This is a genomic window from Roseateles aquatilis, from assembly GCF_002205645.1.
Taxonomy (GTDB): domain Bacteria; phylum Pseudomonadota; class Gammaproteobacteria; order Burkholderiales; family Burkholderiaceae_C; genus Roseateles; species Roseateles aquatilis.
This window is the reverse complement of sequence record NZ_NIOF01000003.1, coordinates 1-13,511: the sequence shown is the minus strand read 5'-3', so window position 1 is coordinate 13,511 and position 13,511 is coordinate 1. Positions and strand designations below refer to the sequence as shown.

Genomic DNA, 13,511 nt, shown 5'->3' with positions numbered 1-13,511 from the left:
ACTCAACCATGACTCAACTCAAGATCTCCGGCATGACCTGCGACTCCTGTGCGACACATGTCAGGCAGGCGCTGGAAAAAGTGCCGGGCGTTCAGTCCGCGCGCGTGTCCTACACCCTGGGCTCGGCCGAGGTGGCATTGGCAGACGGCACGACCGCGAACGCACTGATCGCGGCTGTGGACGCGCTCGGCTATCAGGCCCGCGTGGACGAGGGCCGTACGCCACCGCCCTCCGGCGGCTTGCTGGGCAACATGCAGTCCTGGCTCGGCGGCGACGGTAAGCGCCCAGGCAGTGATGAATCCCTGCATCTCGCCGTGATCGGCAGCGGCGGCGCCGCGATGGCGGGCGCGCTGAAGGCCACCGAGCGCGGGGCGCGTGTCACGCTGATCGAGCGCGGAACCATTGGCGGCACTTGCGTCAACATCGGCTGCGTGCCGTCCAAGATCATGATCCGCGCGGCGCATGTCGCGCACCTGCGCCGCGAAAGCCCGTTCGACGGGGGTATCGCCGCGGCGGCGCCTGCCATCCTGCGCGACAAGCTGCTGGCGCAGCAGCAGGGGCGTGTCGAGGAGCTGCGCCACGCCAAGTACGAGAGCATTCTCGACGGCCATTCCGCCATCACCGTGCTGCGCGGTGAGGCGCGCTTCAAGGATGACCGCGCGCTTATCGTGAAGCTGAGGAACGGCGACGAGCAAGTCGTGCACTTCGACCGCTGCCTGATCGCTACAGGCGCCAACCCTGCGATCCCGCCGATCCCGGGCCTGAAAGACACGCCGTACTGGACCTCCACCGAGGCGCTGGCCAGCGACGCCATTCCCGAGCGGCTGGCCGTGATCGGATCGAGCGTGGTCGCCGTGGAGCTGGCGCAGGCGTTCGCGCGGCTGGGCAGCCGGGTCACGATCCTGGCGCGCAGCTCACTGTTCTTCCGCGAGGACCCCGAGGTCGGCAAGACGGTGACGGCCGCGTTTCGCGCCGAAGGCATCGAAGTGCTGGAACAGACTCAGGCAAGCCGGATCGCGCATGTCGACGGCGAGTTCGTGCTCACCACGAATCACGGCGAGCGGCGCGCGGATCGCCTGCTCATGGCCACCGGCCGCACCCCCAACACCCGCAGCCTGAATCTCGGCACCGCCGGCGTGACAACCAACCAGCAAGGCGCCATCGTCGTGGACGCGACCATGCGCACGAACGCGTCCGACATCTACGCCGCCGGTGACTGCACCGACCTACCGCAGTTCGTATACGTGGCGGCGGCGGCCGGCACGCGTGCCGGCATCAATATGACCGGCGGCGAGGCCGCGCTGGATCTGTCGGCGATGCCGGCGGTGGTGTTCACCGATCCGCAGGTCGGGACCGTCGGCCACAGCGAAGCGGAAGCGCACCGCGCCGGCATCGAGACGGATAGCCGCGTGCTGACACTCGACAACGTGCCGCGCGCGCTCGCCAACTTCGACACGCGCGGCTTCATCAAGCTGGTGGCGGAAGCCGGATCGGGTCGGCTGATCGGCGTGCAGGCGATCGCACCGGAAGCGGGTGAGCTGATCCAGACGGCGGCACTGGCCATTCGACATCGCATGACTGTGCAGGACCTGGCCGATCAGCTGTTCCCGTACCTGACGATGGTCGAGGGGCTGAAGCTTGCAGCACAGACCTTCACCAAGGATGTGAAGCAGCTGTCCTGCTGCGCGGGCTGACGGAGAATCGGAATGCACCCATCACTTCTCGGTGCCTCGCGTGACATCCGCGGCACGTTCTGCCGTCACGTGCACTTCTTCGCCTCGGCATCCACCGCGGAAGTCTGGACGGGTACGCACAAGCACGTGACCATCGTCAGCGTCGAAGAAGCGTTCCGCCTGGGCCAAGAACTCTCACGGAGGAGCCTGTCGCGATGAGCAGCCAGTCCGCTCTCGTACTGGCACACGCTCCTGGCCGCATGCTGACTCTCTGCCCACCGCCGACCGCGCAACGGCCCGGCACTCGCTGATCAGCTTCTGCGGCGAGGTTGCGCAGCTTCTCTGGCGATCACTGCGCAACTACCCGGCGGTACGCACAAACTAGCCCTGTTCTTCGAGCAGGCTTTTCAGATTCCGCAATATGGTGGCGGACATATCAATGGGCGGGATTCCATGCAGACGCGCCAAACCTTCCGCAGCGATCCAGACATCGCTCGGTGTGGTCGGACGAGCATCGGTCTTTGTAAACGGCCCATCTGTCTCCGTCAGAACGCGATCCAACGGCAGCGTCTTGGTTATCGCGGCGCGCTTTTCATTGGCGAGCATTTCCGCGTTCACCGAAAAGTAGCAGCCGAGATCAACCGCCCTCCTGGCCTCCGCTGCGGTGCCGGTGAACCAATGAAGCACCACGCGACCGCGCGAAGGCGGCATGTATTTCTCGATCATATCGAGCACGGCCTTGGTCGCTCGGACGCTATGCATCGTGACGATCTTGTTCCCCGCCGCTGCGCAGAGCGACAACACGCGAGCGAAAATCTCCTTCTGCGTCTCGAAAGACTTATAGAACCGCGGGCCGGCGTCCAACCCGACCTCTCCCACATAGCGGGTTCTAGGCAAGAACTCCTCCCAAAGTTCGATCTCGTGGGCGCGGTCAGCGACCAGTTGAGGATGCAGTCCGAGGGCCGCCCGGACATGACGGGTGGCGGACGCCAGTTCGTGGTTCCGCGGCCAAGCCTTGGGCGTGGTGGTCACGGTAAGGGTGAAGACGCCATCGCGCTCGCAACGCTCCACCGCGGCCGCGTGGTCGGGGTAGAGATCGAGGTGGCAATGAAAATCGACGAGACCCGATCGCATGAGGCCTCTCACGACGGTGCGGCGCGAACGCCAGTCAGCAAGCGCCCGACCTCTTCTAATCCACGGCGATAGACATCGGCCAAGTCATCGTGGCGGGAGGGGTCGTCATAGAGTGGCCCCGGCTTGTGGATGAGGGCCTTGGCGAGTTCCGGGCGCTTCGATAGCCGCGCGATTGCGATCTGGAAGGATCGGACCTGCTGACCTTCGGCCTGCCTGGTGTCCAACGTGGCAGCATTCAGGTCGGGTACGCCGTAAACCGTCGAATCCTTGCCTCGCAGAGAGGCTCGCCGGATGAGACATGGCAGGCAGTATCCGCAGTGACCCTGCGGCTTCTTGGTCCAGCGCCCCTTCGTCGGCGACGAACATGATAGCGACAGCGGGGCGAGTTGCTTCAATAGGGCCGGATTGGCGCATTGGGCCACCATCTCCCCTTTGGTCTTGTCCCAATAGGGATTCTCGACCTTCCCTCCGACGCCGAGCGCCTGGAGCAAATCGTTCCACCGGGTCATGTAGAAAGGATGCGTCGTCCGGGTGCTTAACGCGCCGAGCCGAAGCCGATCGAGCGGCACATTTAGCGCGATCAGCCCGTTCTCTGGAACCTTGAGCACGAAGTCGCGGCCGAGCGCGGTGCCGGCGGCGACGCCCAGGGAGAAGAACAGGAACGAGCGGCCGCGCGTGGTGTCCTCCGATCCGACATCCTCGACGAGCCCGCTATCGAAGCTCATCCACACCCGCAGCCGATCGAAGGCGGATGATTTGTAAGCGGCTTTCAAACCTTCGAAGCACTGCTCCTGCGACTTGCTCACCAACCCTTCGCCCGCGTGGCTGACCAGGAGCGGCATCTCGCCATCATTCAAGCTGTCGATCGCGCCGATCAGACTGTCCAAGCCACCGGAGAACAGACTCACGCCATCGAACGGGGCGGGAATAAGTGTGGGTGCCGCGGCGGGAACCAGCTTCGCATAGCCCTTGGCCCGTTTGCGGAAGCCCACATCCCATCTGTCGCCGGTCAGGAAGTTCAGGGCGCGGACCAGGATGGGCGCGGCGGCCGTCCATCGCACCGGATCGCTCACAGGGATGACCAGACGAATCTCGCGCGTCCAGGCGTCCTGCGATTCCGTGGAGCGGGAGATGCGGGTGTCTGCCGCGTGGACATGGGCCGCGACGACGAGCATGTCCGCGCCGATCTCGCTCGGGGTAAGGTGCAGCGCCTTGAGGTCGGCCAAGGCGCGGCCGATTCCATGATCGAGACGCTTGCTCGTCACCAACTGCAAGGTCGATGCAACCTCGTCGCGCGCCTTCGGGACGCGGGTCTTATCGTCCGGCCCGAAACGGCCGATGATGACATGGCGCCTCATTTTGCGGCCTCCCCGTCGCCCATCGTCTGCAACACGTCGAATGCAGATTGGTAGACGTCGGTCACGAAGCCCATCACCGCATCAGGGGTCAGCGACTGGATGTTGACACCCGCGGCGTTGATCGCATCGCTGACGCCGCGCTGGATGAAATCACGCAGTTGCGCCTGAACCCTCTCGGCCGCGCGCGGATCGGTGGGCAAGATAACGACCTTGGTGCCGATGTCGTTGCAGATGCGCGCCTCGATCGCGTGCGTCGCATATAGTTCGAAGACGGTCTGGATCTGGCCGGGTGTGAGCGCGTCGATGTCGGTAATGCCCGCACCGGCGAGATCGGCGATCGTCTCGACGAAGGCGTCTCGCGCGATTCCCTCGTCGATCGACCCGCCTTCGGGGCAGATGTAGTCGGCGAGCCCCGCGAACACTTCCTCGATCGGCCGCCCCGCGAGGCTTTCGAGGTTGAGCGTTCGCAGCGCTTCGCGAACGCCATTGGCGCTGGCGTCGTTGAGGAATCGGACGAGCCCGGCACCCACGCCGCGCGATGAGCCCATGCGCTGCGAGGCTTGGCGTGAGCCACCCGCCGACTTGGACACATATTGCGAGACAGCACGGCCGAGACTTCTGCGGTCGCTGCCGCCCGAACTCACGAAGCGAGTGAAATTGTTTCGGGCGGACGTGAACCGATCCGATGCCCCTACCGGCGCGATTGGCCGAGGCGCTGGCGCGGGAGGAACGGCTGAGGGCGATCCATCGGGTGACGGGGATTGTGTCCCGTTGCCATCGCCCCCGGCCGCGCCGGCCCCGCCGTCGCCGTCACCCTGCAACCAACTCGGAATGAGCGGGGTGGCTCCACCCGCACCCCCATAGGCGTTCGATGTGCCCATCAGCGCCCACCCTTCCGCGTGCGAAGCGCGGCGCTCGCCGTAGGCTTCAAGAAGGACGAACCGGAGGTGGACCATTTTTGGAGTAGCTTCTCGAAGCGCGCCACGGCGTCGGAATCCTTGATAACGCCCTCCCAACCCGACGCGGGCCACGGCCCGCACCGATCCACCGGCAAGGCTTCCAGCAGATCGAGAAGATTAGCTTGAAGCGTTGGATGCGCGCGAACCAGCACCGCGAGCCCATCGACCCCCGGCGGCACGGTATCGAAGGTGTCTCCGCCCATGACGCGCCCGCGCAGCTCCTCGAAGATCTGCGCGGCCTCGGCCGGAACGAGCTGTTTGAGTTCACCTTCGAACGCCTGGACGGCAAGTTTCGGGCCGAGCAACTTTTCGACCACCGCGGCGAGACGCCCGAGGACGGAGGCCGCGCCAAAATAGTCTTTCCGATCCTTGGTCACGAACAGATAGGGGCGCAGATCGACTTCGGCCAAGGCCGGTGACAGCCGCGCCCAAGACCGTATCGCGTCGGCCGCCTTCCATTCGGTGAGGATGGCGCTGTCCTGGGAGTCCGGCACGGCGGTCGCCTTGGCGTCATCGGTGGAACTGATCTTCGGCCCGGCCCGCTTCGCTTTGGGGGCTGGCTTCTCCTCCGATGCGGCGGCTTCAAGCGCCGCCAAATCTACGCAGCGGCCTTCCGGATCGCGGGCGGCGGCGCTGGCGATCTGGTCGAACAATCTGGAGAGGAACCGTTCGGCCAGCATAAGCTTCGCCAAGACGGGCAGCTTCACCTCGTCCCCAAAGCCGCGCGCGAGTGCGGTCTGATGGCGCAGGAGCAGGGTGTTCAGGAAGCGCTTGATCTGCCGGGGATTGCCCTGAGTGCCGCTGGCTAGGATCGGACCGATCTGATCGCTCAAGGTTAGCGCGTTCTGGACCTTGCCGGCTTTGTCGCCCAAGGCGGTTTTGACCGTCTGCGCGTCGAGCCCCGCCGTTTGCCAAGGGCGTTTGAGCAATTCACGCGCGACGATGATGAGCGCCGAGTAATCGACATCGTCCTCGCCCAGCTCGGCACCGATGAGCAACAGGGTGACATAGATACGAGTTTCGGTCTCGCCCAAAGCCGGAATCCGGAACGGAATTTGGATCAGCTTTTCGAGATAGTTGCGTGCATAGTCGCGGGGGCCGGTCGTGTCCGGCAGTTCGGGGAAATGCTTGCGCACCGAATATTCGATCATCGCCTCGTCGGCCGCGACGATGAACGCGGTGCGGGCGGTGAATACGAACAGGCGGACGGCTTCGAGGGTTTCAATCGCCGTGTCGGGCAGGCAGCGGTCGAGATCGTCGATGAGAACGATCAGTTGCTTGACGCCCGCCTGCTTGAGCAGGTCGTCAAAGGCTTTTCGGAACGCCTCGATCTCTTCCGGCACATTCTTCGACTCACCTGGTTTCAGCAGACCCTGCACACCGTCGATGGCCTTGTCGTAATTCTCCTGCGTGGCGAGTTTCGCGGGATCGGAGAAGATGCCCTTCAAGGTGCCGACCACCGCGCCGACCTGATCGGCTGTGGGGATGCCGGTGAACGCAGTGAAAGCCAGACCGCCCCCGTGTCGCGCGATCTTGAGCCAGTCGATCCGCCGGAAGATGTCTTTCACGGCCATGCCGGCCTGGGTGAGCAACGGGCGTTTTTCGATAAGCCCGGTGACGATGCCCTCAATCAGCGCGATCTTGGCGTCTTCGAATCCTTGAAAACGCCATCCGTTGAATTTGACGCAGAGCACGTCCTCATCCGAACCGAGGCCGTTCTCGATCATCTCCAAGATGCTGGATTTTCCGGCGCCCCAGTCGCCGTGAACGCCGATCGTCACGGCGCGCTCGGGCTTTTCGCACAGCAGCTCGATGATGGTCTTGGCGATCGCCTCGTTGTTGAGGAGGTCGACCTTTGTCTCATTGTCCGTGAGAATCATCCCGCCCTCTCTTCCTCACAGTGACTCGCAGCAAGTAATGACGCTAAAGTCCCATACGCAACGCTATTAGGACAGTTCATTCATTGTGACTAGATTGTTGCCCCATAGGGCGAACCAGCGGTTGGGCTTGCGTATTCCTTCCGGCCGCTTCGGGTCGAGTCCCGCCGTTGGCTCGATCACGCTGTCTGAATTACTAACCAAGATCAATCAGACTGGGTGGTCATGAGCGATCAGAGTCTGCATTCTCGACGCGCAGTTCGATAGGCATCTTACCGGGATGCATGCCAAGCCCGAGAGGCCGGCGTTCGCCGCGCGCCGCTCAGGCCAACCTCGCCTGCTGCGGGGACCACTCGTTTTCCTTTACGGTCGTGCTCACCGCCATCACGAGCTTGTCGAGATTGCCGGCCGTCACGCCCTCCAGTGCCGAACACCCCCGCAGCATCGAGCGCGGTTGCAGCAGTGCATGGTAGATCTGCCAAGGGTCCGCACCCCTGGTCAGCTTCAGGACGGACTGGATCAGCTCGTGCTTGAGTGGGTCGAGGTGCCAGTCCGGCACGCGCTGGCCGCGGTTGCCTACGTTCAACGCCAGCAAGTTGCCCGCCTTGATCTCGTAGCTGATCCACCTGCGGGATTTGCCCGCCATCTTGGCAAACGCAGCGACGGGAAGGTTGTGCGGCGCTTCGAAGACATCGAACAGCTCCATCCTCTCGCGCTGAATGTCCGAAGGCACCAGCGGCGCGGCTGATCGAGGGGGCGGAACCGCCGGCAGCCGATGTGTGGCGGCAGAAACCAACGGCATGGCGTCACCCGGCTTCGTCACGAGCAGGATTGGCGAAGCGGCAACCGGCGTGGAGGGTGCGCTTGCGGTTTGCTCATTCGGGAACGCGGGCACGCCTTCCAGATGCACGGTGAGCGGCATGCTGGCCGCCTCGACCTGGTTCTGCTCGAAGAGGTCGAGCCGATCGGCCCAGTCCTGCATCATGCGGCGACGCTGCTCCACGTACTCGGCATGGTTGTAGGTCGCGCTGACCTTGTTGGGATCGACGTGCGAGAGCTGTGCATCCACCCAGACCTTCGGGTAGCCGATCTCGTTGAGCGCAGTGGACATCGTGCCACGGATACCGTGTCCGGTCAGGCGTTCCTGATAGCCCATGCGTTTGAGCGCACCATTGAGCGTGTTCTCGCTGATGCGCTTCTTCAAGTCGCTGTCGTGCCGGAACAGGTAGCGCTGGGCCGGCTTGAACTCATCCAGCAGGTGCCGGACGATCTCCATGGCCTGAATCGACAGTGGCACGATGTATGGCGGGATGTCCTTCGGCTGCTGCCGCTTTTTGCGCATGTCCACCTGGAGTTGCTTCACGACCTCGGGCGGGATGATCCACAGCCCACGGTCCAGATCGAATTGATCCGGCGTCGCCTGCCGCAGCTCACCGGTTCGCACGCCCGTCAGCAGCAATAGCCGCAGCCCGAGCTGGGTCTGCCGCCGGCCGCGATAGCTCCGCAGCCGCTGCAACAGCTTGGGCAGCTCGGCCATGCGCAGGAACGGGTTGTGGTTGACGGGTGGCAGTGGCAGCGCCACCACATCGAGATCGGAGGCAGGGTTCTGCTCCAGGCCCGGCACGATCACCAGCGCGTAGCGGAACAGTTGGTTGAACCACGTCCTGACTTTCTCGGCGACGGAGAGCGCCCTGCGCTTCTCGATTTTGGCGATCACCTCCAAGAGGTCGGGACGCTTAATCTCATAGATCGACCGCTTGCCCAAGGTCGGCAGCACATCCTTGTCGAAGATGCGCGGAAGGATCGAGAGAGTCGTCTGCCGGCCTTCCTTGAGGCTGAGCCCGCGATGCTTGAGCCACTTGCGATACACCGCCTCGAAAGTGTTTTCGTCGGCGAGCCGGACAGCGGTGCGCTTCTGCTTGCGGTGAACGCGAGGATTGATGCCTTTGGCCAGCAGGGCGCGGCCGTCATCGCGTAGGCTGCGGGCCTCTCGAAGCGTCACCTCCGGGTAGGTGCCGAGCGACATCCGCTTCTGCTTGCCCGCCCAGTAGTAGCGGAAGTGCCAAGTCCTGCCCCCTGCCGCCGTGACGGCCAGGGAGAGGCCATCCAAGTCAGGGAGGGTGTATGCCTTGCCAGTTGCCTTGGCCTGTCGAACGGCCAGGTCTGAGAGTGCCATGCTCTTGCTCCTGAACATGAGTCAGGAACCAGATGCTGGTCACGTCGACCTCGCCCCTCCATCAACAATCCGGAATCAGCCGCGCCCGCAAAAATGGACTTGTTTGTGGACTTAAAAGTCCCGGCTGTAGGCGGATCGCAGTGGACCACAGCAGAACATCAAAGAGAGGAAAAGTCTTTGCGTGGCAACGACTTACAGACTCTCTTGGACTTCTGCGGAAGTCCGCAGATTGATGCGGTGGAGCGGGATGCGGGAATCGAACCCGCCGCACGGGCTTGGGAAGCCAGGGTATTGCCACTATACGAATCCCGCGATGGGGCAGAGTTTACGCGATGGAACGGTCTGCCAGGACTGTCTCATGCTCCAGGTCTCCGCGAACCTGAAGCGTGTCGCGGCTGCGATCCGTGAACCTACTCAACAGCAGCAACGGCTTCGGCTTCTTCCTCGCTTAACATGACTGTCCCCGGGGACGAGAGAACATGTCGCATGAAGGAAATATCTGCGAAGCAGGCGTTGAACAAGGCTTTCTTGAAGGCAAAACCACCGCGATCATATGTGGAGGCCTTCAAGGTTCAACTCACATGGCTGCTTGACAACGTCAATGCTCATGAGTCCGAAGAGCATCACAAGAACCTCATATCCGATTTCCTCCGAAAAATCGGGTATGACGGCAAGCACTTCATAAACACCAAGGCCAGAACGGATTTGGTCGTCCATAACGGACGACAAGCTTCGTCTACTGCCGGGGTCATCGTCGAAACCAAAAAGCCGACAAACAAATCGGAGATGCCACAACGCGGGCAACTTAATAGCAAGGCTTTGCAAGAGCTTCTTCTGTACTACCTTCGTGAACGCATCACGCTGAAAAATCTGGAAGTTAGGAATCTTGCAATTACGAATGCCTGGGAATGGTATTTCTTCGATGCCCAGGTATTCGAACGCCTCTTCGCACAGGATAGTGAGCTGACGCGACAGTTCAATGACTTTGAGCAAGGACGTCTATCCGGCACTACGACGGATTTTTTCTATAAACAGGTAGCCTCGCCGGCACTCCAAAAGATCGCTGGCGATATTGCGTTTACGTACGTCGATCTCCGCAGCTATGAGGCTTATGCCCGGGACTCAGATAAGAAGAATGATCGCAAGCTCATTGAGCTTCTCAAGGTCTTTTCTCCCGAACACTTGCTGAAACTTCCATTTCAAAATGATAGCAATAGCCTTGATCAAGGCTTTTATAGCGAGCTCCTCCATCTGATCGGCTTGGAGGAAGTAAAAGAGAAGGGCAAACGGATCATCCGTAGGAAACTGCCAGGTGCGCGGAATGCTGGAGCTCTTCTCGAAAATGCCATAACTCAAGTCGATACGCTCGATAAGCTGAATAGAATAAAAAATCTTTCGTCTTACGGGGGCGATAAAGAAGAGCAGCTATTGAATGTTGGTCTTGAACTTTGTATCACTTGGATCAATCGCGTTCTCTTTCTGAAGCTGCTTGAAGCACAACTCGTAGCCTTCAATGCCGGGGACAAAAGCCATAATTTTTTCAATTCTCAGCGAGTAAAGTCGTACGACGATCTGAATGCTCTATTCTTCCGCGTACTCGCGAGGCGCTGGGATACGCGCGACGAAGAGGCAAAGCTTCAGTTCGGTCGGATACCGTATCTGAACAGCTCGCTTTTTGAGCCGACCCCCTTAGAACACGATACTCTTCTTGTTAGCAATCTCTCGGAAGGGCGCGAACTTCCAGTCTTATCGACAACCGTACTCAGGAATCCGTCGGGGAAACGCAACGCGGGAAAGCTGGATGCACTTACCTACTTGCTGCGATTCTTGGATGCGTACGACTTCGCTAGCACGGGCGCGGAGGCCATTCAGGAAGATGAAAAATCGTTGATTAGCGCGTCCGTTTTGGGATTGATTTTTGAAAAAATCAATAACTATCAAGATGGTGCCTTCTTTACTCCGGGCTTCGTGACCATGTACATGGCCCGCGAGGCGGTTCGAACGGCTGTGCTAAATCGATTTAACAAGGTAAAAGACTGGACATGCGTAAGCTTCGCGGAGCTTTACGACAAGATCGAAGACCGTCAAGAAGCCAACCAAATCATCAATGAACTTCGCATCTGTGATCCGGCGGTGGGCTCCGGGCATTTCTTAGTATCTGTCCTTAACGAACTCATCGCAGTCAAATCCGAGCTACGGATCCTGACTGACCGTTCCGGCGCTCGCCTAAAGGAGTACAGAGTCGAAGTGACAAATGACGAGCTGGTGGTTACGGATGAAGACGGCGAGTTATTTGAATACAAACGCCATAGCGCGGAAAGTCAGCGCGTACAAGAGGCGATCTTCCACGAGAAAGAGCAGCTTATCGAAAACTGTCTCTTCGGCGTTGATATCAACCCGAACTCCGCCAAGATATGTCGATTGCGCTTATGGATCGAGTTGCTGAAGTCGGCGTACTACAAGTCCGACGACGAGTTGGAAACACTGCCGAACATCGACATCAACATCAAAGCGGGAAATTCGTTAATAGCTCAGTACCAGTTAGACGCTGATCTGAGGAACGCCCTGAAGAAAAGCAAGCGAAGTCTGACGGACTATCGAACTGCTGTTGTCAATTACAGAACAGCTCAAAGCAAAGAAGAGAAGTTCGAGATGGAGAAACTCATCTCGGAAATAAAATCCAGTTACCAACAGGAGATTTACAGCAACGATCCGAAGGTTCTTCGGCATCGCAGTGCCTCAGAAGAGCTTGAAACGCTGACACGGCAAAAAACGCTCTTTGGGCTGACTCCTGCGGCGAAAAGGAAGCATGACCAGACGGTGAACAGGCTTACCAACGAGGTTGGTAGGTTAGCGGCTGAAATCGAGACGATTCGAAACAACCGCATGTACCGAAATGCATTTGAATGGCGGTTTGAATTCCCCGAAGCCTTGAATGTTCATGGCGCTTTCGAAGGTTTCGACGTCATCATTGGCAATCCACCTTATGGCGTTCCAATCCAAGGGGAGGATCGGAAACACTTGGTGGCTCGTTTGGGCAAAGTTCCTGATTTTGAGATCTATTACTGGTTTATCAACCGGGCGCAACAACTGCTCGCCAGTGGTGGAATCTTGTCTTTCATCGTCCCCAATACGATTTTGTTCAATTTGGGTGCGGCTGCATATCGCTTGGAATTATTCAAAAACTGGTCGTTTGACGAGGTTCTGGATTGCACAAATTTTAGTATTTTTGCAGAGGCCACAGTCCGCAATGTAGTCCTTACTGGTCGGAGGCAGGCTGGGGAAGCGTTAAGTTATCGCCCCACCTCTGGAGCAATGTCATTTCAGGAGCTCGTGCGTCGAGAACGGCAACATGTTTCGAGTGAACAAGCTGCTGCAAACAATCTGAATTGGGGGCTATTGTTTCGGCTGCCGAGGGAAGTCCTCGATCTGGTCGGAAAAGTGCGCTCGAACTCTTCGCACCTTAGCACCCACTTTCCTGAGGTAAGTCAGGGCCTCATTGCGTATGACCGTTATCAGGGTCAGGATCAAAACACGATCAAGAATCGCGTTTATCACTCAACGATCTGCCACGGACCAGAATGGAAGCAATGGCTCTGGGGAAGTGACGTCACCAGATTCCGGGTGTCCTGGAATCAACATGAATACATCAAGTATGGTGCCGGCATCGCGAATCCACGGAACCCTAAGTTCTTCGTGGGCAAACGGCTGCTTGTTCGCGAGATAACTAATCCTCGAATTTTCGCGGCAGTCACAAGTGCGGAGCTTTATAACGATCCAGCCGTCATCATTGTGAAAGACAGTCCTTCGAGCACTATCTCCTTGACAAGCGCTGCTGCAATCTTGAACTCGAAGTTGGCAACCTTTTTCCACTTCAACTCGTCACCGAAGGCGTCTAAGGGAGCATTCCCGAAGATCCTTGTTCACGATATCGAAACTTTTCCAATGCCTCGCACCATTAACCCAGAGGTGTTGGCGGAGCTTGATGCGATTGCGCATACGCTGGAATCTAATGCAGCAGTAGGACTGTTGGCAATCGAACCGGAAGGCAGGCTTGACGCGCTGGTCTATGGGCTCTATGGGTTGAGTCAACGAGAAATTGACATAGTGGAGCGGTGGTTTACGAAATCTGAAGAAGAAGCGGAAGCCGTTGCTGCTGTTGAGTAGGTTCACGGATCGCAGCCGCGACACGCTTCAGGTTCGCGGAGACCTGGAGCATGAGACAGTCCGGACCTGTCCTGAATTTTGTGTGCGAGGCATAACATGACCCGACCCCGGAGCATTTATGCCAATCGACAAACCGCTGAGCAAGACCAAGCTGAGGAACGCCGCGA

The 13,511-nt window shown here is 59.6% G+C and carries 8 protein-coding genes and 1 tRNA gene; 3 read left to right on the top strand and 6 right to left on the bottom strand.

Translation table 11 applies throughout. The features are described from left to right. The first annotated feature begins 8 nt into the window (after nucleotides 1-8). Both merA and merB read left to right on the top strand, forming a co-directional pair. Nucleotides 9-1,694, top strand: coding sequence for a mercury(II) reductase (merA, locus tag CDN99_RS08205; RefSeq protein WP_088384461.1), 1,686 nt, complete (start codon nucleotides 9-11; stop codon nucleotides 1,692-1,694). 12 nt (nucleotides 1,695-1,706) lie between these two features. After that, complete coding sequence (gene merB, locus CDN99_RS08200; protein WP_088384460.1) at nucleotides 1,707-1,892, top strand: organomercurial lyase; 186 nt, start codon at nucleotides 1,707-1,709, stop codon at nucleotides 1,890-1,892. Nucleotides 1,893-2,054: 162 nt separating this feature from the next. On the opposite strand, the gene qatD is transcribed toward merB, so the two are convergent. From qatD to CDN99_RS08170, 6 genes are all read right to left on the bottom strand, one after another. Beyond that, nucleotides 2,055-2,807: a Qat anti-phage system TatD family nuclease QatD gene (qatD, locus tag CDN99_RS08195; RefSeq protein ID WP_033470450.1), complete on the bottom strand. Its 753-nt coding sequence runs from the start codon at nucleotides 2,805-2,807 to the stop codon at nucleotides 2,055-2,057. An 8-nt stretch (nucleotides 2,808-2,815) separates the two neighbouring features. After that, a complete protein-coding gene (qatC, locus tag CDN99_RS08190; protein WP_033470447.1) occupies nucleotides 2,816-4,165 on the bottom strand; it encodes a Qat anti-phage system QueC-like protein QatC in 1,350 nt (449 codons plus the stop codon). Further along, the gene (gene qatB / locus CDN99_RS08185) at nucleotides 4,162-4,809 is read right to left on the bottom strand and encodes a Qat anti-phage system associated protein QatB (protein WP_207949509.1); all 648 of its coding nucleotides are present in this window, start codon (nucleotides 4,807-4,809) and stop codon (nucleotides 4,162-4,164) included. The genes qatC and qatB overlap by 4 nt, the downstream gene beginning before the upstream one ends. 236 nt (nucleotides 4,810-5,045) lie before the next feature. Then, the gene (qatA, locus tag CDN99_RS08180) at nucleotides 5,046-7,004 is read right to left on the bottom strand and encodes a Qat anti-phage system ATPase QatA (RefSeq protein WP_033470440.1); all 1,959 of its coding nucleotides are present in this window, start codon (nucleotides 7,002-7,004) and stop codon (nucleotides 5,046-5,048) included. 319 nt (nucleotides 7,005-7,323) lie between these two features. Continuing rightward, on the bottom strand, nucleotides 7,324-9,177 hold the full coding sequence (locus CDN99_RS08175; protein WP_033470438.1) for a tyrosine-type recombinase/integrase: 1,854 nt from the start codon (nucleotides 9,175-9,177) through the stop codon (nucleotides 7,324-7,326). A gap of 238 nt (nucleotides 9,178-9,415) precedes the next feature. Then, a tRNA-Gly gene (locus tag CDN99_RS08170) sits at nucleotides 9,416-9,489 on the bottom strand. A 174-nt stretch (nucleotides 9,490-9,663) separates the two neighbouring features. On the opposite strand from CDN99_RS08170, the gene CDN99_RS08165 reads away from it, so the two are divergent. Further along, the gene (locus CDN99_RS08165; RefSeq protein WP_088384459.1) at nucleotides 9,664-13,344 is read left to right on the top strand and encodes a DUF7149 domain-containing protein; all 3,681 of its coding nucleotides are present in this window, start codon (nucleotides 9,664-9,666) and stop codon (nucleotides 13,342-13,344) included. The last annotated feature ends 167 nt before the right edge of the window (nucleotides 13,345-13,511 follow it).

What these genes read in the sequence shown, in the direction of transcription:
- CDN99_RS08165 (WP_088384459.1), top strand. Translation starts at nt 9,664, where the DNA reads ATGAAGGAAATATCTGCGAAGCAGGCGTTGAACAAGGCTTTCTTGAAG.
- merB (WP_088384460.1), top strand. Translation starts at nt 1,707, where the DNA reads ATGCACCCATCACTTCTCGGTGCCTCGCGTGACATCCGCGGCACGTTC.
- qatC (WP_033470447.1), bottom strand. Translation starts at nt 4,165, where the DNA reads ATGAGGCGCCATGTCATCATCGGCCGTTTCGGGCCGGACGATAAGACC.
- qatD (WP_033470450.1), bottom strand. Translation starts at nt 2,807, where the DNA reads ATGCGATCGGGTCTCGTCGATTTTCATTGCCACCTCGATCTCTACCCC.
- CDN99_RS08175 (WP_033470438.1), bottom strand. Translation starts at nt 9,177, where the DNA reads ATGGCACTCTCAGACCTGGCCGTTCGACAGGCCAAGGCAACTGGCAAG.
- qatA (WP_033470440.1), bottom strand. Translation starts at nt 7,004, where the DNA reads ATGATTCTCACGGACAATGAGACAAAGGTCGACCTCCTCAACAACGAG.
- merA (WP_088384461.1), top strand. Translation starts at nt 9, where the DNA reads ATGACTCAACTCAAGATCTCCGGCATGACCTGCGACTCCTGTGCGACA.